General features: G+C 30.7%; 24 protein-coding genes. All 24 read left to right on the top strand.

The window, feature by feature from the left end; translation table 11 throughout:
- The 24 genes from ABDZ93_RS03155 (at position 1) to spoIVB (ending at position 20,570) form a co-directional block, all read left to right on the top strand.
- Complete coding sequence (locus ABDZ93_RS03155) at positions 1 to 651, top strand: methionine ABC transporter permease (protein ID WP_425544748.1); 651 nt, start codon at positions 1 to 3, stop codon at positions 649 to 651.
- Positions 652 to 699: 48 nt separating this feature from the next.
- On the top strand, positions 700 to 1,527 hold the full coding sequence (locus tag ABDZ93_RS03150) for a MetQ/NlpA family ABC transporter substrate-binding protein (RefSeq protein ID WP_343823549.1): 828 nt from the start codon (positions 700 to 702) through the stop codon (positions 1,525 to 1,527).
- Between the two features lie 370 nt (positions 1,528 to 1,897).
- Positions 1,898 to 2,455, top strand: a complete 558-nt coding sequence (efp, locus tag ABDZ93_RS03145; RefSeq protein WP_343823547.1) for an elongation factor P — start codon at positions 1,898 to 1,900, stop codon at positions 2,453 to 2,455.
- Between the two features lie 238 nt (positions 2,456 to 2,693).
- Positions 2,694 to 3,611, top strand: coding sequence for a stage III sporulation protein AA (spoIIIAA, locus tag ABDZ93_RS03140; RefSeq protein WP_343823546.1), 918 nt, complete (start codon positions 2,694 to 2,696; stop codon positions 3,609 to 3,611).
- A gap of 3 nt (positions 3,612 to 3,614) precedes the next feature.
- Positions 3,615 to 4,133, top strand: coding sequence for a stage III sporulation protein SpoIIIAB (gene spoIIIAB, locus ABDZ93_RS03135; RefSeq protein WP_343823544.1), 519 nt, complete (start codon positions 3,615 to 3,617; stop codon positions 4,131 to 4,133).
- 15 nt (positions 4,134 to 4,148) lie between these two features.
- A complete protein-coding gene (gene spoIIIAC / locus ABDZ93_RS03130; protein WP_035129354.1) occupies positions 4,149 to 4,346 on the top strand; it encodes a stage III sporulation protein AC in 198 nt (65 codons plus the stop codon).
- A gap of 9 nt (positions 4,347 to 4,355) precedes the next feature.
- Positions 4,356 to 4,739: a stage III sporulation protein AD gene (spoIIIAD, locus tag ABDZ93_RS03125; protein WP_343823541.1), complete on the top strand. Its 384-nt coding sequence runs from the start codon at positions 4,356 to 4,358 to the stop codon at positions 4,737 to 4,739.
- Between the two features lie 8 nt (positions 4,740 to 4,747).
- Positions 4,748 to 5,902: a stage III sporulation protein AE gene (gene spoIIIAE, locus ABDZ93_RS03120; RefSeq protein ID WP_343823539.1), complete on the top strand. Its 1,155-nt coding sequence runs from the start codon at positions 4,748 to 4,750 to the stop codon at positions 5,900 to 5,902.
- Positions 5,903 to 5,918: 16 nt separating this feature from the next.
- Positions 5,919 to 6,536: a stage III sporulation protein AF gene (spoIIIAF, locus tag ABDZ93_RS03115; RefSeq protein WP_343823537.1), complete on the top strand. Its 618-nt coding sequence runs from the start codon at positions 5,919 to 5,921 to the stop codon at positions 6,534 to 6,536.
- A 35-nt stretch (positions 6,537 to 6,571) separates the two neighbouring features.
- Complete coding sequence (spoIIIAG, locus tag ABDZ93_RS03110) at positions 6,572 to 7,276, top strand: stage III sporulation protein AG (protein ID WP_343823535.1); 705 nt, start codon at positions 6,572 to 6,574, stop codon at positions 7,274 to 7,276.
- 42 nt (positions 7,277 to 7,318) lie between these two features.
- Complete coding sequence (locus ABDZ93_RS03105; protein WP_343823533.1) at positions 7,319 to 7,807, top strand: SpoIIIAH-like family protein; 489 nt, start codon at positions 7,319 to 7,321, stop codon at positions 7,805 to 7,807.
- 188 nt (positions 7,808 to 7,995) lie between these two features.
- Positions 7,996 to 8,394, top strand: a complete 399-nt coding sequence (locus ABDZ93_RS03100; RefSeq protein WP_343823532.1) for an Asp23/Gls24 family envelope stress response protein — start codon at positions 7,996 to 7,998, stop codon at positions 8,392 to 8,394.
- Between the two features lie 231 nt (positions 8,395 to 8,625).
- Positions 8,626 to 9,027 carry a transcription antitermination factor NusB gene (gene nusB, locus ABDZ93_RS03095; protein WP_343823530.1) on the top strand — a complete coding sequence of 134 codons (402 nt, stop codon included), beginning with the start codon at positions 8,626 to 8,628 and terminating at the stop codon, positions 9,025 to 9,027.
- An 8-nt stretch (positions 9,028 to 9,035) separates the two neighbouring features.
- Complete coding sequence (locus tag ABDZ93_RS03090) at positions 9,036 to 9,881, top strand: bifunctional 5,10-methylenetetrahydrofolate dehydrogenase/5,10-methenyltetrahydrofolate cyclohydrolase (RefSeq protein WP_343823528.1); 846 nt, start codon at positions 9,036 to 9,038, stop codon at positions 9,879 to 9,881.
- A complete protein-coding gene (xseA, locus tag ABDZ93_RS03085) occupies positions 9,871 to 11,073 on the top strand; it encodes an exodeoxyribonuclease VII large subunit (RefSeq protein ID WP_343823526.1) in 1,203 nt (400 codons plus the stop codon). Before ABDZ93_RS03090 ends, xseA begins: the two co-directional genes overlap by 11 nt.
- A 1-nt stretch (position 11,074) precedes the next feature.
- Complete coding sequence (gene xseB / locus ABDZ93_RS03080; protein ID WP_343823524.1) at positions 11,075 to 11,293, top strand: exodeoxyribonuclease VII small subunit; 219 nt, start codon at positions 11,075 to 11,077, stop codon at positions 11,291 to 11,293.
- 24 nt (positions 11,294 to 11,317) lie between these two features.
- The gene (locus tag ABDZ93_RS03075) at positions 11,318 to 12,184 is read left to right on the top strand and encodes a polyprenyl synthetase family protein (protein ID WP_343823522.1); all 867 of its coding nucleotides are present in this window, start codon (positions 11,318 to 11,320) and stop codon (positions 12,182 to 12,184) included.
- Positions 12,185 to 12,874: 690 nt separating this feature from the next.
- Positions 12,875 to 13,459 carry a hypothetical protein gene (locus ABDZ93_RS03070; RefSeq protein ID WP_343823521.1) on the top strand — a complete coding sequence of 195 codons (585 nt, stop codon included), beginning with the start codon at positions 12,875 to 12,877 and terminating at the stop codon, positions 13,457 to 13,459.
- Positions 13,460 to 13,464: 5 nt separating this feature from the next.
- Positions 13,465 to 15,342 (top strand): 1-deoxy-D-xylulose-5-phosphate synthase, encoded by a 1,878-nt coding sequence (gene dxs, locus ABDZ93_RS03065; protein ID WP_343823519.1) that lies wholly within the window; start codon positions 13,465 to 13,467, stop codon positions 15,340 to 15,342.
- Between the two features lie 2 nt (positions 15,343 to 15,344).
- Entirely contained in the window at positions 15,345 to 16,169 is an 825-nt protein-coding gene (locus ABDZ93_RS03060) for a TlyA family RNA methyltransferase (RefSeq protein WP_343823517.1), read from the top strand.
- A complete protein-coding gene (locus tag ABDZ93_RS03055; protein ID WP_343823515.1) occupies positions 16,166 to 17,035 on the top strand; it encodes an NAD(+)/NADH kinase in 870 nt (289 codons plus the stop codon). The genes ABDZ93_RS03060 and ABDZ93_RS03055 overlap by 4 nt, the downstream gene beginning before the upstream one ends.
- The gene (locus ABDZ93_RS03050; RefSeq protein WP_343823514.1) at positions 17,016 to 17,465 is read left to right on the top strand and encodes an arginine repressor; all 450 of its coding nucleotides are present in this window, start codon (positions 17,016 to 17,018) and stop codon (positions 17,463 to 17,465) included. The genes ABDZ93_RS03055 and ABDZ93_RS03050 overlap by 20 nt, the downstream gene beginning before the upstream one ends.
- A gap of 16 nt (positions 17,466 to 17,481) precedes the next feature.
- Positions 17,482 to 19,179, top strand: a complete 1,698-nt coding sequence (gene recN, locus ABDZ93_RS03045; protein ID WP_343823512.1) for a DNA repair protein RecN — start codon at positions 17,482 to 17,484, stop codon at positions 19,177 to 19,179.
- A gap of 236 nt (positions 19,180 to 19,415) precedes the next feature.
- Complete coding sequence (spoIVB, locus tag ABDZ93_RS03040) at positions 19,416 to 20,570, top strand: SpoIVB peptidase (RefSeq protein ID WP_343824512.1); 1,155 nt, start codon at positions 19,416 to 19,418, stop codon at positions 20,568 to 20,570.
- The last annotated feature ends 12 nt before the right edge of the window (positions 20,571 to 20,582 follow it).

Raw genomic sequence — 20,582 nt, 5'->3', positions numbered from 1 at the left:
ATGACAGTTGAATCAATTATACAGATCCTGAGTAATGCACTAATAGAAACTTTAATAATGGTAGTGGTATCTACACTTTTCGCAGTAGTTATTGGTATGGTTTTAGCCATAGCTTTAATATTAACAGCCAAAGAAGGCCCAATGGAAAATAAATATATATATAAAATATTAGATGTGGTTATAAATATTTTAAGAAGTTTACCTTTTGTAATCTTGATGGTGGTAGTCGTTCCTGTTACTAGAGCTATTGTAGGAAAATCCATAGGAACCTCAGCAGCCATAGTACCTTTGACTATAGCAGCAGCACCTTTTGTAGCAAGAATTATTGAAACTTCTTTAAAAGAAGTAGATAAAGGAGTTATAGAAGCAGCTCAATCTTTAGGAGCTACTAAGACTCAAATAATATTTAAAGTAATGATAAAGGAAGCCTTACCATCTATTGCTTCAGGGCTTACTTTAACTATTATAAGCATTATAGGCTATTCTGCCATGGCTGGATCTATTGGCGGTGGTGGCCTTGGAGCAGCAGCTATAACCTATGGATATAATAGATTTAATACACCTATTATGATATTTACAGTGGTGGTTCTAATTTTATTTGTTCAACTAATTCAAAGCTTAGGAAACTATTTATATAAGAAGCTAAGCTAGTATTTAAAATTTTAGTTTTAAGAAATTTATTTGAGGAGGAATATATACATGAAAAAATCAGTAAAGAAATTATTAAGTTTAACGTTAATATTGGCTTTAGGAGTAACTTTAGTAGGATGTGGTTCTAAGGGAAAGGAAAGCTCAGGAGCTAATGGTGAAGATAAGGTTATTGCTATAGGGGTGTCTCCAGAGCCTCATAAAGCTATAGTAGAAAATGCTATAAAACCTTTGCTTGAGAAAGAAGGATATAAAGTAGAGATAGTGGAGTTTTCAGATTATGTGCTGCCTAACACTGCCCTTGCTGAAGGTGAGATAGATGCAAATTATTTCCAGCATATACCTTTCTTAGAAGCGACAGTAAAGGAAAAATCTTATGATCTTTCTTATACAACAAAGGTACATCTTGAACCAATGGGATTATATTCAGAAAAAATAGATGATATATCAGCTATTAAAGAAGGTGCAGAAATAGCAATTCCTAATGATCCATCTAATGGAGCAAGAGCTTTAAAACTTTTAGCTAAAAATGGAGTAATTGAAATTCCAGAGGGAGATTTAGTAACTTCAAAAGATATTACATCGAATCCTAAAAATGTTAAGATAACAGAGTTAGATGCTGAACAGTTACCAAGAGTTTTACAAGATGTAGAGTTAGCAGTAATAAATACTAACTATGCATTGGAGGGAGGACTTAATCCTTTAAAGGATGCATTAGTAATAGAAGGTGGAGATAGCCCATATGCTAATATCATTGCTGTTAGGACTGAAGATAAGGAAAATGATAAAATAAAAGCTTTAACAAAGGCAGCAACCTCTGAAGAAGTAAAAAAATACATCGAGGATAATTATAAAGGAGCTATTGTACCTGCATTTTAAATCTAAAAAATATGCTAAATAAAAGTATTAAATACATCCTTAATATTATATTTAGGATGTATTTTTAAAAGAAAAAGTGTATATATTACATATGAATATATGGATATAATATGTATTTTTAATAATATATTTAAATTTTTATTGCAACTTTCTAAATATGAAGGTATAATTTGTTTGCAAAGAATACATAGTTTTGATAAAATATCATTGTTAATGTAAATGCGAGTAATTATATTTATTAAATTTAGTAATTAATCTTTATTACTACAATTTAGTATGCTTATTAATAACTACATAAGGTATTAAAGTGCTTTAAATAGGTTATAATAATTTTATTAACAAAGGCTATTATATATTGGGAGGTTACATTATGATATCAGCTGGAGATTTAAGAAAAGGAACAACTTTTGAAGATGGTGGACAAGTTTACACTGTTGTAGAATTTTTACATGTTAAACCAGGTAAAGGTGCTGCCTTCGTTAGAACTAAATTAAAAAATGCTATAACTGGAGCGGTTACAGAAACAACTTTCAACCCAACTGCTAAATTCCAAGAAGCAGTTATAGAAAGAAAAGAAATGCAATATCTTTATTCTGATGGAGAGTTATACTACTTCATGGATCAAGAAACTTTCGAGCAAATTCCTTTAAACTATGATAAAGTAGAAGAAGCTATAAAGTTCTTAAAAGAAAATATGTTTGCAATAATTAAATTCTATAAAGGTGAAGCTTTCTCAGTAGAAGCTCCAAACTTCGTTGAATTATTAATAACAAACACTGAGCCAGCAGTTAAAGGTAATACTGCAACCAACGTGTTAAAACCAGCTACAGTAGAAACAGGAGCAGTAGTTCCAGTTCCTCTATTTGTAAATGAAGGAGACACAATTAGAGTTGATACTAGATCTGGAGAATATATGGAAAGAGTTTAGTCCATATTGAGCTAGCTTTCATAATTGAAGGCTAGTTTTTGTTTTGTCTATGAATACTTTTTAGTAATTTATAGAGGTTATATCAAAATATAACATTTTGAATAAGTGCTTCATGTAATGAAATATAATATTTCATTACATGAAGCACTTATTTTTTTGAAAAACAAAAAAATAAAAATATTATAGTAATAATTACCCATGAAAGGTAATAACAATTAAGTAAGAAAGGGTGAGTTGCATGATTACTAAAGATGTTTTAGATATACTATCTCCTTCTATTAGAACTGAAGTTATGAACTATGACCATGGTGGGAAGCTGCAAGAAATTAGATTAAAAGCTAACAAACCTCTCATATTCATAAGTAATAATAAGGAGATAAGAACAAGTTATAATACAAAACTAGAGGACATAAAGATAATAATTCAAAAGATAAGTAGCTACTCTATATACGCCTTTGAGGAAGAAATCAAACAAGGGTATATAACTATTCAAGGTGGTCACAGAGTTGGTATTTGTGGCACATGTGTTTTGGAAGGAAACTCTCTCAAGACTATAAAACACATATCTTCAATTAATATACGTATTGCACGAGAAGTAAGGGGATGTAGTGAGGGAATTCTACCTTTTATAATTAAGGATAATACCATATTAAACACTATAATAATATCTCCACCTAAATGTGGGAAAACAACTATATTAAGAGATTTATCAAGGGAGATATCTAATGGATTATCAAGATATGGGTTAAGTGGTAAAAATGTAGCTATCATTGATGAAAGAAGTGAAATTGGAGCTTGTTATAGAGGGGTTCCTCAAATGGATGTAGGCATTAGGACTGATATATTGGATAATTGCCCGAAAAGTCAAGGTATAATTATGGCTATTAGAAGTATGGCTCCTCATATTATAATATGTGACGAAATAGGGACCTATAAGGATATGGAGAGTATTGTGGCAGCATTAAATTCAGGAGTAAATGTAATAACTACTATCCACGGATTCAATGAAAAAGACCTTTATAATAGACCAGTATTTAAAGAAATCTTAGAAAATAAAGTTTTTCAAAGAGCTGTAATTTTAAGTAATAAGTGTGGCATTGCAACCATAGAATATATATATGATTTTACAAAAGGTGAGAAAGTAAGGGGGTGGTAATAGATGATAAAAGTGATAGGTTTTATTCTCATAGTAGCTTCATCTACTATCTTAGGATTTTCCTATGGTGAGAAATTTAAAAAGCGAGTTAGGGAGTTAAAGGAATTCCAGCGAGGAGTGTATGTATTAAAGAATGAAATTAATTTTACCCATGCATTACTTCCAGAAGCTCTTAATAAGGTTTATGAAAAATGTGAAGAACCCATAGCTGGAATTTTTAAGGAAGCGTCGGAATTACTTATTAGTAACGAAGAATGTGATGTAAATAGTTGTTTCATTCAAAGTCTAGATAAAAGAGTGGATAAATTGTCCTTAACTAAAGATGACCTAGGTATATTTTTAGATTTTACTAAAAGCTTAGGGGAGATGGATATAGAAGGACATAATGATATGTTTGCACTGACTCTAGAAAATCTGGGAAAAGCAATTAAGAATGCCGAATATAACATTGATAAAAATGTAAAGATGTATAGGTATCTAGGATTTTCCTTTGGTGCCATGATAGGAATTATTTTAATGTAAGGAGGCGTATGAATTTTGTTAGATATAAGTATAATAGTGAAAATAGGTATAGTTGGAATAGTAATGATAGTTTTAGATAAGGTTTTGGATAGTGGAGGTAAAAAGGAGTATGCAGTCATTAGTAATTTAGCAGGAATAGTAATAATACTTATATTAGTGATTAGCTTAGTTTCAAAGTTATTCAATGCAATACAAACTTTATTTTACTTTTAGGAGGAAGCTATGGATATTATCAAAATAGTATCCTTTGCACTAATAACTCTTCTTATTGTGATAATGGTAAAAAAGGAAAGACCAGATATTGCTCTTTTAATTAGCCTAATAGCAGGCATAATAGTATTTATGTTTTTAGTTAGTAAGCTAACCATAATAGTAAATTTCCTTCAAACCTTATCCAATAAAGCTAATATAGACATAGTGTACTTGGATACAGTATTTAAAATTTTAGGTATCGCATATTTATCATCCTTTTGTAGTGAAATATGTAGAGATGCTGGTGAGAGTAGTATTGCATCAAAGGTAGAATTTGCCGGAAAAATATTAATTCTTACTCTTTCAATACCAATACTAATGGCTGTGATGCAAACAATATTAAAGATAATGTAGGTGTAAATATGAAAAAAAGTATATTTATTTTAATAGTTATGATCATATTTTTAATTCCTATAAAAGCTTATGGCAATGATGAAGTAAATATAGATGATGAGCAAATGAGCAAAATAAATGGACTATATGATTATATAAGTAATCTAGATACGGGAAGTGAATTACTAAAAGATATGTCTCCTAAGGAATTTGTACAAAGTTATATGAAAGGTGGACAAGATTCCTTAGAAAGAAAAGAAATATTAAAGATGGCCTTAGGATATGTGTTTAAAGAAATAGTAGTATCTTTTAAAATAATAGGACAACTTATCATAATTGCTATAGTTTGTGCACTGCTAAACAACCTACAAAATGCCTTTAGCAATGAAAAATTGTGTAATGTGGCATATTTTGCTTGCTTCTCAGTAATGATTATATTGATTGCTCGAGGCTTTTATATAGGAGTGGAATTAACACAACAGGTTATAAATAGTATAAGTGATTTTATGGTAGCATTAATGCCAGTGCTAATAATGTTACTGGCAAGTGTAGGAAGTGTGAGTCAAGCGGTAGTAATGGATCCTATTATTATGGGTGTATGTACCTTAGGAACTAAGCTTTATTCATCTATAATCATACCTATAATTTGTATGAGCTTTGTCTTAGACTTTGTAAATAACATATCTAGTGAATATAATATTAAGAATTTGACTAGTTTACTTAAAAAGTTTGCTCTATGGGTTCAAGGAATTTTTCTTACAATTTTTGTAGGTATAATTACAATAAGAGGAATTGTAGGAAATAGTTTTGATGTGGTAGCCACAAAAACAGCTAAATTTGCCATGGATAGTTTTATACCCGTAGTAGGTAAAACTTTATCTGATGCCTTTGCTACCGTGGCTAGCTACACTTTACTTTTAAAAAATTCAATTAGTTTATTAGGTGTAGTAGTACTTATATCTATAATTTTACTTCCTATAATAAAGATTTTTGTTATGGGATTCATGTATAAGCTTACTTCTGCATTATTACAACCAGTAAGTGATAGTAAGGTAACAAATATTATAGATGCAGCAGGGGGATCTCTCATGTTACTTGGTTCTTGTATTATATGTGTTAGTGTAATGTTTTTTATAATGATAACTATAATAGCTGCCACAGGTAAAGGATTTATTCTAATGTAGGATACTAGATTAATTTATGTTAAAAGTAGGTGATGGAATGATAGAAGCCTTAGGGGAATGGATAATAACCATATGTGTGGCCATATTTTTTTCTACTGCAGTACAAATGATATTGCCAGATAATTCATTAAAAAAGTATTGTAATTTTGTTCTTGGATTAATTGTCTTTGTAGTTATATTAAGTCCTATTTTAAAAATATTTAATGGAGATTTACAAATGAACAAAATAATTGAAGAATCGGCAGAACTAGTATTCAATGATCAAAGTGACAAAAACTATGAAGAATATAGACAGGCTAATATAAATAGTACCTTAGAAAGATTTAAAGGAAATTTAGAAAAGCAATGTATAGCTGATTTAGAGAAAAATTTTAAAGGAGATCAATATAGTGCCAAGGTAGAAGCAGTTTATGATAATGAAAATAGCATTTTTCTAATTGAAAGAATAGAGATAGGAATTAATGATGGTTCAGTGGAAAGGGTTAAAAAGGTGAAAATTGGGGATGAATCAGTTCAAGTAGACAATCAAGATTCTTCAACAGATAAAAAATCAATAGAGGTTAGGAATTTTATTAGCTCTAACTACGATATAGATGAAGAAAATATATATGTATACAAGCTTAAGAATAATTAAACATAAATTTTGAATAGAAGTTTGGGGGGATAAAAGTGTCAAATAATCTTAAAAAAGTATTTGAGGATATTTTTAAGGGAAAAGGAGGTGAGAACAAACAGCAAGAGAAGGAGTCTAAACCTACTATAGGCGAAAGTGGAAAAAAGTCTAAAATAATTAATTCTAATCTATTAACAAATTTAGCTATAGTATTTTTAGTTGGAGTTTTACTATTAATAGTAGGAAGTATGTTTACAAAGGATAATAGTCCAAAGGGGAGTGATAGTGGTACTGCTAATGTAGTGGCAATGAGTGGTGATGAAATACAAAAGAATACAGACACTAAATCTTCTGCTGTAGATAAGGCTTATAAGGAGAAGATGCAGGAAGAATTAATTAGTTTATTAGAGAAAATAGAAGGCGTGGGTAAAGTTCACTCTATGATTTACTTCGGAAGTGGACAAGAGCAGGTGCCAGTATTTAATGAAGAAACTTCTACTAGTGTTACAAATGAAAAGGACAACGGTGGTGGACAAAGAGAGATAACACAAGAAAATGGTGGAAGTACTGTAGTTATGGAGAATAAGGAAAATGAACAACAACCATTTATAACAAAAACTTATAATCCAACTATTACAGGAATTTGTGTAGTAGCTGAAGGAGCTGGTGATTCAGTGACAGAATTAAGGATACGTCAAGCTGTAATTAAACTATTTGGTCTTTCAGATGATAAAGTACAGGTATATCCTATGAAAAAGTAGCATATAAATGTGATATAAATAAAAAATTCGGGGGGAACTATAATGAATAAAAAACAAACTATAATTATCTCTTCACTAGTAGTATTAATTTTATTTGCAGGTTATTTAGCAACTCAAGTAAATGGACCACTTTATGTAAGTAATGAAAAGAGTGGTGATGGAACTACAGTTAGTGCATCAACTAATTCAAATTATTTTACAGAAGCAAGATTGCAACGTGATAACAATGCAACTAAAACTCTTCAAACTTTAAAGGCTTTATTAGATGATGAAAGTACTCCACAAGATCAAAAGGCAGAGGCTGCTGATGAATATAAGAATTTAGCACTTCAATCTGATAAAGAAGTTAAAATTGAATTAGCTCTTAAAGCTCAAGGATTTGAAGAAGCTCTTTGTACTCTAGACAAAGAAAAGGCTACAGTGATAATTAAACATGAAGGCGAACTTTCAGACCAACAAGTTAGACAAATCAAAGATGTAGTTATGAGTAAAGCTGATATAAAAGATATAGAAATAAAAGTAGCTGAATAGCAAAAATTATTTTGTTTTTAAAAACAGTAGAGTTAAAATCTGCTGTTTTTAATATATTTATAGGGTAATATTTATAAAAGTGGGTAATATAAAAATAATGAGTATTTCTATTATAAAATTTGTAAAAGAAATTGTTATCTGATATAATATGAATATTATTAATCACACTGGTAAGGGGGTAGTGAATTATGGAAGAAAATATATTAAATGAAGTTCCTACAGAGGAAGAAGTTGGTATAGTAAGAATATCTGACGAAGTTATTGGTGTAATAGCTAGTCTTGCAGCATCAGAAATAGAAGGTGTTGCAGGTATGAGTGCTGGATTAGTAGAAGATATAAGTAAGAAGCTCACTGGTAAAAAGAATGTATCAAAGGGCGTTAAAGTAACTATGGATAATGATTCTGCAGTAATAGATTTACATATGTCCGTGGAGTACGGTATAAAGATACCGGATATGTGTTTAAAGGTGCAGAAAAACGTTAAAAGTACTGTTGAAACTATGACTGGTTTAAATGTATCATTAGTTAATATTAACGTTCAGAATATTATATTTCCTAAGATGAACAAAGAAGAGGAAATAGAGTAATTTTAAACACCCTCTAGTGAAGAGGGTGTTTCCATGTGTAAAATTAATTTATAGAATGTTATGATGTGGAGTTTGATTTAATTTTAAGAACATAATATTAAGCAAATACAAGGAACTTATACATAGAAGACTCCCATTTCATTGGTTTTATATAGATAATTCATTTATTAAAAGCTACAATAAACTTATGAGAAAAATAATAAACAAGATATATTTTATGGAGGTATATATATGAATAGAAGAAAAAGTAGAGAGATAGCAACCAGGTTAGTATTTGAAATGTCAATTAACAAAGAGAGTTATGTGGACATTATTGAAAGTTTTCGTGAAAATACAGAGGAAAAAATAGAGGATATAGACTTTGAATATGTAATAAGAGTATTAAAGGGAATATCTGAAAATGAAGCTCAAATAAATGAAACTATTTCTAAGTATTTAGTTAAATGGAAATTAGAAAGATTACCAAAGATGAACTTAGCTATTCTTAAAATGGCATCCTATGAAATCTTATTTGAAGAAGATATTCCAAACAAAGTTACTATTAATGAAGCTATAGAACTTGCAAAGAAGTATGGAGATGATAATGCGCCATCATTTATTAATGGGGTATTAAATAATTTAATTAAAAAGTAGGTGTATTTATGGGAACAAAATTAAGTGGAAAAGACTTGGCAGTTCAGCATAAAAGCGAAATTAAAGAATTAATTGCAAGCAGAGTAAAAGAAGGGAAAAGACCTCCAAGACTAGTATCAATAATAGTTGGTGAAGATGGAGGTTCTGTTTCCTATACTAGAGGACAAAAGAAGGTAAGTGAGGAGCTTGGAATATTATACGAAATAAAAATGTTTTCAGAAAATATTTCAGAGGATAAGCTTATTGATGAAGTTAAAAAGTTAAATGAAGATAATTCTGTTGATGGGATAATAATTCAGTTACCTCTTCCAAAAGCATTAAATGAGGAAAGAATTTTAGATGCTGTAGATGTAGAGAAGGATGTAGATGGGCTTACAGATTTTAATTTAGGAAAGATGTATAAAGATAAAAAATCTTTCATGCCATGTACGGCTAGAAGTGTTATTGAACTTATTAAATCCCAAGTAGATATAAAGGGAAAGGAAGCAGTAGTAATTGGACGAAGCAACATAGTTGGAAAGCCAGCAGCTTTTTTACTTCTTAAAGAAAATGCTACTGTAACAATATGTCATTCAAAAACTATAGATATAGAAAGTGTTTGTAAAAAAGCAGATATTTTGGTTTCAGCTATAGGAAAACCAGGCTTTGTAACTAGGGATTTTGTTAAAGAGGGTGCTATAGTTATAGATGTAGGAACTACTATGATTGAAGGTAAGGTTAAGGGTGATGTAAACTTTGATGAAGTAATAGAAGCGGCTAGCTTAGTAACTCCGGTACCAGGTGGAGTAGGTGCTATGACAACAACAATGCTTATGAAGAATACCTGTGAGGCATGGTTAAAAAATGTACAGTAAAATTTTAACAGTAACAGCGGTAAATAGTTATATAAAAAAAGTAATAGATAATGATTTTATCCTTAAAAATTCTAATATAAAAGGAGAATTATCTAATGTGAAAATCCATAGCAGTGGGCATATTTACTTTTCTTTGAAGGATAATTTTACCAAACTCAAATGTGTAATGTTTAAGACAAAAGCCATGAATTTAACCTTTATGCCCAAGGATGGAATGAACGTAGTAGTGTCTGGAAATATATCCATATATGAGAAGGAAGGAACCTATCAACTTTATTGTAACACTATGGAAGTAGATGGTGAAGGAGAACTGTTCACAGCTTTTAATTTACTGAAAGAAAAGTTAGAGAGAGAAGGACTTTTTGATATTAATAGAAAAAAGGAAATCCCGGTAATACCAAGAAGAATAGGGGTAATTACTTCACCAACGGGAGCAGCGGTAAGAGATATAATTAAAGTAGCTACTAGAAGAAACGAAAACATTGATATTTTAATATATCCATCCTTAGTTCAAGGTATTAATGCTAGTAAAGATATTTCCAGAGGTATAGGAATTCTTAACAATATAGAGGATATAGATGTGATAATCCTAGCTAGAGGTGGTGGCTCTATTGAAGAGCTATGGGCCTTTAATGAAGAAGAGGTAGCAAGAGCTATTGCTACCTCTAAAACACCTATTATAACAGGTATAGGACACGAAACAGATTTTACCATAGCAGATTTTACAGCGGATTTAAGAGCAGCTACTCCTTCCCATGCTGCTGAAATTGCAGTATATAGCCTAGAAGGTCTTAAAGATAAGTTAAATGGATTAAGAGATGAATTTATATATGCTATAGATAAAAATATTAATGAAAGATTTAATAGCCTTGATAGTATGTTTAATAGATTAAGGTTATACAGTCCTGAGAATTACGTGGTAAATCAATATGATAAGTTAGATAATTTAAAAAGTAAGTTAGCGTTTACCATGGAGTTAAAGCTCCAAGAGGAGAGAAATAGATTAAAGGTTATAAGTCATAGATTAATTGCAAATAACCCATTAAATATATTAGATAAGGGATATAGCATTATAAAAAGTCCCCAAAATGAACCTATAGAATATTTAGAGAAGTTGAAAAAACATGAAGTTATAGATATTACCATGAAAGATGGGCATGGACTATTTAAAATAGAACAGGTGGAGGAGTAAGATGGCTAAGAAAAAAGAGACTTATGAAAGCAAAGTGCTTAAGCTAGAAGAAATATTGCTTGAAATGGAAAGTAGAGAAGTTACATTGGATGACGCCATATCAAAATATGAAGAGGGCATGAGACTTTACAGTGATTTATATAAGACTCTTCAAGAAGCAGAAGGAAGAATAAAAATATTGACAGATAAAGGTGAAGAGGATTTTCATCAAGAAAACTAAAATATATTTAGCGAGGGATTAAATATGAATTTAAATATATATAAAGAAAAGATAGAGAAGTGGATGGAAAGCTATTTTGAGACTAAAGATGTTGGGGATAGCTCCATACTAGAGCCTATAATATATAGTTTAAAAATAGGTGGCAAAAGAATAAGGCCTATTCTTATGATTTGTAGCTATAACATGTATAGTAGGAATATAGAGAAAATCCTTCCTTTTGCTGCAGCTATGGAAATGATACATACTTATTCCTTAATACACGATGATCTTCCATGTATGGATAATGATGATTTAAGAAGGGGAAAACCTACAAATCATAAGGTATATGGAGAAGCCATGGCTACCTTAGCAGGAGATAGTTTACTTAATGAAGCTATGAATGTAATGTTTTCACAGTGCTTAGATGGAGAAATAAAAAAAATTAGGGCAGCAGCAATAATTTCAAAGTCTTCAGGTATAGATGGGATGATAAAGGGTCAAATTATAGATATAAGAAGTGAAGGTCAAAGTATAGATGAAGCAGCTCTTTTAGATATGCACAAAAATAAAACAGGTCAACTTATAACAGCTTCAATTATAGCAGGGGCTATTGTAGGGGAAGCTTTAGAAAAAGACATAGAAATCCTTAAGTCCTTTGGAGAAAAATTAGGTCTTGCCTTCCAAATTAAAGATGATATTTTAGATGTTGAAGGAGATTTTAAATTACTGGGAAAAACTCAAAGTGATGGAGAAAATAAAAAAGCAAACTTTATTACTATGTATGGAATTCATAAGTGTAAAGAATTTTGTAATAATTTAACACAAGAATGCTATGATCTATTGAAAAGCATGGAAAGAGATACTAAAGAACTAGAAGATATAACTAAGTTTTTACTGGAGAGAGAATACTAATCTACTAAAACAAATGGATTCTAAGGACAATGAACTTTATAAAAAAATAATGTTAATTGATTATAGTTATGCTATAATTAAATTAATGAGGTGGTGCAGTATTCTAGTCAGGTAAGTACTTTTGAGGACGGGGCTAAAAATCCGTTGAAGGGCACATCGATGAAGTTCCTTGTGCTGGCCTGTAACGCCCAGTTGTGGGCTTGTGCTGGGAGTAAGGTTGTGGGGCGACCGCAAAGGCATGCGACATCGACCCTACAATCGTGGAGACCAATGTTTGTGCTTTGGGAGAGATACCCACGGTACGGCACTGGATTAAACCTGCATTGTGGTAAACGAGCTATGTGCAGAGTAGCCTGCCTTGAGTGAGGTGGGTAGAGGTGAGAACAAATCTTATTACCCCGGCCAGGGTAATGGGGCTATTGCTTGCTAAAACCCATGTTGCAAAAGAGGATAAGAGGGTACCTAACTGTCGAGGAAATCTCCTAGACTGTTCCATGTGAAGCATATTAAGGATTGCAGTGTGGACTAAGTGGTAATCTAGCCCTGTAGTTGGAAACACTATAGATAGAGCATTAAAGGGAAACCGTCAAGATGGCGACATTTTGATTGCTCTATGGGAAATCCTGCTAGACCTAAGCCGCAAATTTTACTTAGTATGCTGCCACCTTTATCTATTTTTGGAGGGTAAAATTGGAAAGCGATAGTAGTAGGCGTAGTAAAAAAGTTAAAAACAAAGAATGTAAGAAAAAAAATACAAAAGAAGCATTATGGATAGCTAAAATTACAATTTATACTATAATTATTAGTGGAACTGCTTCACTTTTATCAGAATCTACACTTCCAAGGGTTAATGCTTCTTTAGCGTTTACCATATTAGTGTTGATTATTTTTTTAGGCGTAATTTTTGATGTAATAGGTACAGCAGTTACGGCAGCTAATGAAATTCCATTTCATGCTATGGCTGCAAAGAAGATAAAGGAAGCAAAAATAGCAGTAAAGATGATAAGAAATGCAAGTAAGGTTTCTAACTTTTGTAACGACGTGGTAGGAGATGTATGTGGTATTATAAGTGGAGCCGTAGGAGTAGTAATAGTAGCAAAAGTATTACTTCTTTATCCTAATAGTTCTGAAATATTAATAGCATCTGGTATTAGTGCAATGATTGCAGGAGCCACTGTTGGTGGAAAAGCATTAGGAAAAAAATTCGCAATTACAAATAGTAATAATATATTATATGCAGTTGCAAAATTAATATATTTTATAAAACGAGGTTAAGGAAAATGTCAAAGTATTTAGATAGATATAACGATTTTAATGAAATAAGAAATATGAAAATAGATGAATTGGAAGAATTTGCAGAAGAAATACGTCAATTTCTTATAACTCAAGTCTCCAAGACGGGAGGCCACTTATCATCTAATTTAGGTGTAGTTGAATTGACAATGAGTTTATTTAACGTATTTGATTTTAATAAGGATAAGATAATTTGGGATGTAGGACATCAATCTTACGTTCATAAAATTTTAACAGGACGTAAAGAGAGATTTGATACTCTTAGACAATATAAAGGGCTTAGTGGATTTCCCAAAACAGAAGAAAGTAAGTATGATATGTTCAATACAGGACATAGTAGTACATCTATCTCTGCAGCTGCAGGGATGGCAAGGGCTAGAGACATAAAAAATGAAAAACATGACGTGGTGGCAGTAATTGGAGATGGAGCACTTACTGGCGGAATGGCTATGGAAGCTTTAAATGATATAGGATACAATAAAACTAAGATGATAGTAGTATTAAATGATAATCAAATGTCTATTTCACCAAATGTTGGAGGAATATCCACATATTTAAATGATTTAAGGATGGGTAATGCTTATAATAGAGTTAAAAGTGATGTAAATGCTACTTTGGAGAAGATACCAAAGGTAGGAAAAAGTATGATTAATTCTATAAATAAGATGAAGGATTCTGTAAAGCAACTTATGGTTCCGGGGATGCTTTTTGAAAATATGGGATTGAAGTATTATGGACCAATAGATGGCCATGATATTAAAGAAATGAGTAAGGTTCTTAAGAAAGCTCAGCAGGTGGAAGGGCCAGTGATTATTCATGTAATAACTAAAAAAGGTAAAGGCTATGAGTATGCAGAGGAATTCCCAGGTAAATTTCATGGAGTAGGACCTTTTAATTGTAAAAATGGACAGCAGCCTTCAAAGGTTAGCAAATCTTATTCGGAAATTTTTGGAGAAACTATGCTAAAATTAGCAGAAAAAAATAAAAAATTAGTAGCCATAACTGCAGCTATGCCAGAGGGAACAGGCCTTGAGAGATTTTCTAAGGAATTTCCTAAAAGATTTTTTGATGTAGGTATAGCAGAGCAACATGCAGTAACCATGGCAGCAGGTATGGCATCACAAGGATTAAGGCCTGTATTTGCAGTATATTCTACATTTCTTCAAAGAGCCTATGATCAAGTTATTCATGATGTAGCATTGCAGAAATTACCAGTAGTGATTGCTATAGATAGAGCTGGTATTGTAGGGCAAGATGGAGAAACTCACCAAGGTGTATTTGATCTATCTTACTTAACTCACATACCAGATATGACAATAATGAGTCCTAAATGTACTGAAGAGTTAAGATATATGCTACAGTTTGCAGTTACACAAAACTATCCTATAGCTATAAGATATCCAAGGGGTGGAGATTTATCTAATATTAAACTTTCGCCTATGACTTTCTTTAGAAAAGGTAAATGGGAAGTTTTAGGTAACAAGTCTGGAAAAGTGGCAATAATAGCAGTAGGTAATATGGTTCAAAATGTAATTCTTGCTAAAGAATTATTAAAGGAAAAAAATATAGATTGTACTATAGTAAATAGTTGTTTTGTAAAGCCTATAGATACGGAGTTAATAAAACAACTAGTAGAGTCGGGATATGATTTAGTTACTGTAGAAGATAATATGATATCTGGTGGTCTTGGAAACGAGGTATTAGAGTATTTAAATAGGGAAGGGTTACTTAAGAATAATATTTTGACATTAGGCTTTAAGGATAAATTTATACCGCATGGAGATGTTAATATATTATACAACCTTAACAAACTAGACCCGGAAGGAATTTGTAGTAGTATAGAGGATTTTTTAACTAAGGAGTAAGCATGTTACAGGAAAGAGTTAGATTAGATTTATTAGTAGTAAGAAAGCAATTAGCAATTTCTCGTGAAAAGGCTAGAGAATATATTTTATCTGGGAAAATATATGTCAATGGAAAAGAAGAAAGAAAATGTGGGCTAAAAGTTGAAGAAACTGCTGAAATTGAAATGCATGGTGAAGTAATTCACTATGTAAGTAGAGGTGGACTTAAATTAGAAAAGGCCCTTAAAGATTTTAATATAAATCTTAAAGGGCTTAAATGTTTAGATATAGGAGCATCTACTGGTGGTTTTACAGAATGTATGCTTACAAGTGGAGCTATTAAGGTATATGCAATCGATGTAGGAAAAGATCAATTAGCAGAAAAACTTAAAGGGGATAAAAGAGTTGTTTCTATGGAAGGTACAAATGTAAGGAATCTTACCATGGAACAAATTGGTGAACCCTGTGATTTTGCATCTATAGATGTATCATTCATTTCATTAGAGAAAGTAATACCACATGTGATTCCACTTTTAAAGGAAGTCGGAGAAGTGGTAGCGCTTATAAAACCTCAGTTTGAAGCTGGTAGAGGAAAAGTATCTAAAAAAGGTGTAGTGAAGGATAGTAAAATCCATGAGGAAGTTATTTTAAATGTGGTAACCTTTTTAAAGGAGAATCACATTAATATATTGAATTTAACTTACTCAGGTATTAAGGGTCCTAATGGAAATATAGAATATCTGATTAATTTTACTAAAGATTTTAATAAAATAGGAAATTTTAACAGCAATAGCATAGGAAACATTGTAAAAAATGCTCATGAAAAACTTACTGTGGAGGATATATGAAGAGTATAGGTATTAACATTAATTCATCTAAAGATAAGAAGAGTTCAATACTAAACTATGTTCATGATATAATAAAGGAAGAATTTCCTGAAAGTGAATTACATATATTTAAAGATGCTGAGGGATTGGAGCTAGAAGAAAATAAAAAATTAGATATACTTGTTACCTTGGGCGGAGATGGAACTATATTAAGAGCAGCAAGAAAGATATATAAATATGGAGTGCCAATCCTCGGAGTTAATATAGGGCATTTAGGGTTCTTATCTAGTGTAGAATTAACAGAGTTTAGTGAAGCTATTAAAAAGCTTAAAAATAAGGAATTTAAAATCATGGAAAGAATGATGATAAAGGTCACAATCCCCAAAAAGGATGATGAGAATGTTCATGTAGCTTTAAATGATATAGTTATAACCAAGGGGATTTTAAGCAGAATGTTGACTTATAATATATTTGTAGATGAAAGCTTTTATAGTAGCTATAAAGCTGATGGATTAATAGTATCTACACCTACAGGCTCTACAGCATATTCTTTATCAGCAGGGGGACCCATAATTTATCCAACTATGGATTTAATAAGTTTAACTCCCATTTGTCCTATATCAAATGGAGTGAAAACTATTATTTTAGATCCTCATAATAAGATAAAGATAGTATTAAATACCAACGAAGATAACGTATTCTTAACCTGTGATGGGCATTTAGAATTAGAATCAGATAAATACAATGAGATGATAATTGAAACAATTGAAGATAAATGTAAGATTGTTCAATTTAAGGATTATGATTATTTTAAAATATTAAGAACAAAAATAATTTCGAGATCTATGGATTGTGAGGAGAAAATTGATGAAAGAAAATCGCCATAGTGTAATATTAGAGATAATAAAAAATGAAGATATTGAAACTCAAGATGATTTAGCTGATAGATTAAGAGCTAGAAATATAAAGGTTACCCAGGCAACAGTATCGAGGGATATAAAAGAGCTAAATTTAATAAAAACTTTATCTCATACAGGAAGATACAAGTATGCACAGGTAAATACAAATAATAATTCAACTATTAGTGCATTGTCATACATATTTTCTAATACAGCTATATCTGTTGAAAAGGTAGACAAAATTTTAGTAGTAAAGACAATTACAGCATCAGCTCAAGTTGCCGCTGAAGCAATTGACTCTTTTAAGTTAGAGGGAATAGCTGGAACAATAGCTGGAGATAATACTATATTTATCTTGGTAAGGACAGATGAAAAAGCCGATGAACTTAAATTAGAAATAGAAAAATTAATAAAGTAAATGAGGAATGGTATAAATGCTTTTACAACTTAATATTATGAACTTTGCTCTTATAGAAAAACTATCCATAGATTTTTCTAGTGGATTTAATGTTTTATCAGGAGAAACAGGAGCAGGTAAATCTATATTAATTGATGCAATTAGTTTTGTTCTTGGCGGCAAATTTAATAAGAACTTAATAAGGGTAGGAGAAGATAAAACTGTGGTGGAAGCAGTTTTTTCTATTGAAAATCAAAGAACTAGGGATATTTTAAAAGAATTAGATATAAGTGATGAGGGAATAGTAATACTTAGTAGGGAAAGTTTTCATTCAGGTAAAACTATAGCAAAGGTAAACAATAAATCTTTACTTCTCTCTAAGATAAAACAGGTTAGTGAAACTTTAATTGATATTCATGGTCAACATGAAAACCAAAATCTATTAGATAGTTCAAATCACATAAATTATATAGACTCATTTGGACAAGATTTATTGGTTAATAAGCTTAAAGAATACGATAAACTTTATTTGAAATATGGTGAGGTTGAAGAAAAAGTAAATAGACTTCAAGGTAACGATGGAGAAAGAGAGAAGAAAATTGATTTTCTAAAGTTTCAGATAGATGAAATTAATAGTATAAAACCTAAAATCGGTGAAGATGAGGAATTATCAAAGAAATTTAATATGCTCTCTAATGGAGAAAAAATCAAAAAAGCTTTAGAAAAAAGTTATATTTTGCTTAAAGAAAATGATGAAAGTAGGATTTCTATTATAGATTCATTAATGTATGTAATTAGAGAACTTAAATCTATTGAAGCTCATCATGAAGACGTTAAGCCAATAGTAGACTCATTGGAAGAATCATATTACTTGTTAGAGGATAATACTAGAACTGTTAGTGACTTAAAGGATAATACAGATTACGACATAGGCGAGTTAGAATTTATAAATTCTAGAATGTATCAATTATCTGCTTGTAAAAAGAAATATGGACCTACTTTAGAAGATGTGCTAGTTTATAAAAATCATATCGAAGAACAATATTATGAGTTGATAAACAGTGGAGATATTATAGAAGAACTACTAAAAGAAAAGAAAAAGTTATATGAAAAATTAACAGAAATAGCTGAAGAGTTACATAACATAAGATTAAGAATAAGTGAATCGCTAGAGAAAGAGATAAAAAAAGAATTAGATTATGTAGGGCTTGAAAAAAGTAGATTTAAAATAGATGTAGCATATACAGAAAACCTTAATTCTAAAGGAAGAGATAAAATACATTTCAACATTTCAACTAATCCTGGACAGCCATTACAGCCTTTAGAAGAAGTGGTTTCAGGTGGAGAATTATCAAGAATTATGTTAGCTCTTAAAACTGTATTTGTAGATAAAGACCAGATTCCATCTGTAATATTTGATGAGGTAGATACTGGCATAAGTGGCAGGATAGCTCAAAGAGTAGGAGAAAAGATGGTGCTTATTTCTGAAGCTCACCAAGTATTTTGTATAACCCATTTACCTCAAATTGCAGCATTAGCAGATGCAAATTATTTAATTGAAAAAAATAGCAATGAGGTAAATACCTTTACAAAGGTAAAGAAACTAAAGGATGATGAAGTAGAGCAAGAAGTAGCTAGAATAATTGGTGGTAGTGAAGTTACAGCTATAACTATTGAAAATGCACGAGAGATGATTTCAAAAGCAAAAGAAATAAAAAGTGAATTAAGATGTTAAGAAAATACCTTATATTTTAATATAAAATTTAAAAAATAAAAATTAAATTGTGAATATATACGATAAAAATGTTTAACACTATAAACTAAGTATAACTTTAGTTTATAGTGTTTTATTTTCGTGTTCTAAAAAATTCAATTAGGAAATCTTTTTGGGTTTAAAAGAAAAAGAACTCTAACATAAAAATTTCTCATAGGGGAAAATTAAAGTTAAACATTCTTTACAGGAGGTAAAGCATTATGAAAAAATTTAGTAATATTTTATCCTTGATATTTACTACAATCTTCATATTAATATCTATAAATTGCTATACTGATATAGTAAATAGATATTTTGATGAAGCAGTACCTTCAATAAATAATTATTCAAGTGCTATGGACTATAAATTAAATTTTTCAGAAGCTACTAGTCTAAAAAGGGTTAATTATGCTAAAACCTCCGATATTATGGTTTATCCAGGAGGAAAACCCTTAGGAATTAAAATTAATACAAAGGGCGCTCTTGTCATTGCTTTGTCAGATATTGAAGTAGATGGTAATAAGGTTCAAAGTCCTGCTGCTATTGCAGGAATAGCTATAGGAGATAGTATTATAAAGATTAATAATGAAACAATAAAGAGTGCTGAGGATATAGCTACTTATGTAAATAGAAACAAAGGAGATAAGATTAGAGTTACAGTAAGTAGAAAAGGAGAAGAAATGAATTTTATAGTTAATCCAGTGATCAGTAAAAAGGATGAAAACTATAAAATAGGATTATGGGTTAGAGATTCTGTGGCAGGAGTAGGAACTTTAACTTTTTATCACAAAGAAAGTGGGAAGTTTGGAGCATTAGGACATCCTATAACAGATATGGATACCAATACAATTATGACCGTTGGAAAAGGTGAAATTGTAGATTCCAATATTGTATCCGTAAGGAAAGGAGCAAAAGGTAGTCCAGGTGAGCTTAGGGGAATTTTTACAGATAATAATAAAGCATTAGGAAAAATTATTTTAAATACTCCAGTAGGAGTTTTTGGAGAAGGTAATGATAATTTAATATGCAATAATTTTAATAAGCCTATGAAAGTTGGATTTAAAGATGAGGTAAAAGTAGGAAAAGCGCAAATTCTTACAACTATAGATGGAGAAGAACCTGAATTATTTGACATAATGATAGAAAAATTATTAAATCAAGATGAGCCAAATGGTAAGAGTATGGTAATAAAAGTTACGGACCCATTGTGTTTAGAGAAAACTGGTGGTATCATTCAAGGAATGAGTGGAAGTCCTATAATTCAAAATAATAAAATAGTAGGTGCTGTAACTCATGTTCTTGTAAACAAACCAGATACTGGATATGGAATATATATGGATTGGATGATAAATGAAGTAGATATTAGGAAATAAATAAAATATATC

It is taken from the genome of Clostridium subterminale (assembly GCF_039521425.1).
Classification (GTDB): domain Bacteria; phylum Bacillota; class Clostridia; order Clostridiales; family Clostridiaceae; genus Clostridium_J; species Clostridium_J subterminale.
The sequence above is the reverse complement of the archived record's forward strand: the minus strand, read 5'-3'. Positions and strand labels throughout refer to the sequence as shown.

Coding starts and splice junctions, on each gene's coding strand:
- ABDZ93_RS03155 (WP_425544748.1), top strand. CDS start 1: ATGACAGTTGAATCAATTATACAGATCCTGAGTAATGCACTAATAGAA.
- ABDZ93_RS03150 (WP_343823549.1), top strand. CDS start 700: ATGAAAAAATCAGTAAAGAAATTATTAAGTTTAACGTTAATATTGGCT.
- efp (WP_343823547.1), top strand. CDS start 1,898: ATGATATCAGCTGGAGATTTAAGAAAAGGAACAACTTTTGAAGATGGT.
- spoIIIAA (WP_343823546.1), top strand. CDS start 2,694: ATGATTACTAAAGATGTTTTAGATATACTATCTCCTTCTATTAGAACT.
- spoIIIAB (WP_343823544.1), top strand. CDS start 3,615: ATGATAAAAGTGATAGGTTTTATTCTCATAGTAGCTTCATCTACTATC.
- spoIIIAD (WP_343823541.1), top strand. CDS start 4,356: ATGGATATTATCAAAATAGTATCCTTTGCACTAATAACTCTTCTTATT.
- spoIIIAE (WP_343823539.1), top strand. CDS start 4,748: ATGAAAAAAAGTATATTTATTTTAATAGTTATGATCATATTTTTAATT.
- spoIIIAF (WP_343823537.1), top strand. CDS start 5,919: ATGTTAAAAGTAGGTGATGGAATGATAGAAGCCTTAGGGGAATGGATA.
- ABDZ93_RS03105 (WP_343823533.1), top strand. CDS start 7,319: ATGAATAAAAAACAAACTATAATTATCTCTTCACTAGTAGTATTAATT.
- ABDZ93_RS03100 (WP_343823532.1), top strand. CDS start 7,996: ATGGAAGAAAATATATTAAATGAAGTTCCTACAGAGGAAGAAGTTGGT.
- nusB (WP_343823530.1), top strand. CDS start 8,626: ATGAATAGAAGAAAAAGTAGAGAGATAGCAACCAGGTTAGTATTTGAA.
- ABDZ93_RS03090 (WP_343823528.1), top strand. CDS start 9,036: ATGGGAACAAAATTAAGTGGAAAAGACTTGGCAGTTCAGCATAAAAGC.
- xseA (WP_343823526.1), top strand. CDS start 9,871: ATGTACAGTAAAATTTTAACAGTAACAGCGGTAAATAGTTATATAAAA.
- xseB (WP_343823524.1), top strand. CDS start 11,075: ATGGCTAAGAAAAAAGAGACTTATGAAAGCAAAGTGCTTAAGCTAGAA.
- ABDZ93_RS03075 (WP_343823522.1), top strand. CDS start 11,318: ATGAATTTAAATATATATAAAGAAAAGATAGAGAAGTGGATGGAAAGC.
- dxs (WP_343823519.1), top strand. CDS start 13,465: ATGTCAAAGTATTTAGATAGATATAACGATTTTAATGAAATAAGAAAT.
- ABDZ93_RS03060 (WP_343823517.1), top strand. CDS start 15,345: ATGTTACAGGAAAGAGTTAGATTAGATTTATTAGTAGTAAGAAAGCAA.
- ABDZ93_RS03055 (WP_343823515.1), top strand. CDS start 16,166: ATGAAGAGTATAGGTATTAACATTAATTCATCTAAAGATAAGAAGAGT.
- ABDZ93_RS03050 (WP_343823514.1), top strand. CDS start 17,016: ATGAAAGAAAATCGCCATAGTGTAATATTAGAGATAATAAAAAATGAA.
- recN (WP_343823512.1), top strand. CDS start 17,482: ATGCTTTTACAACTTAATATTATGAACTTTGCTCTTATAGAAAAACTA.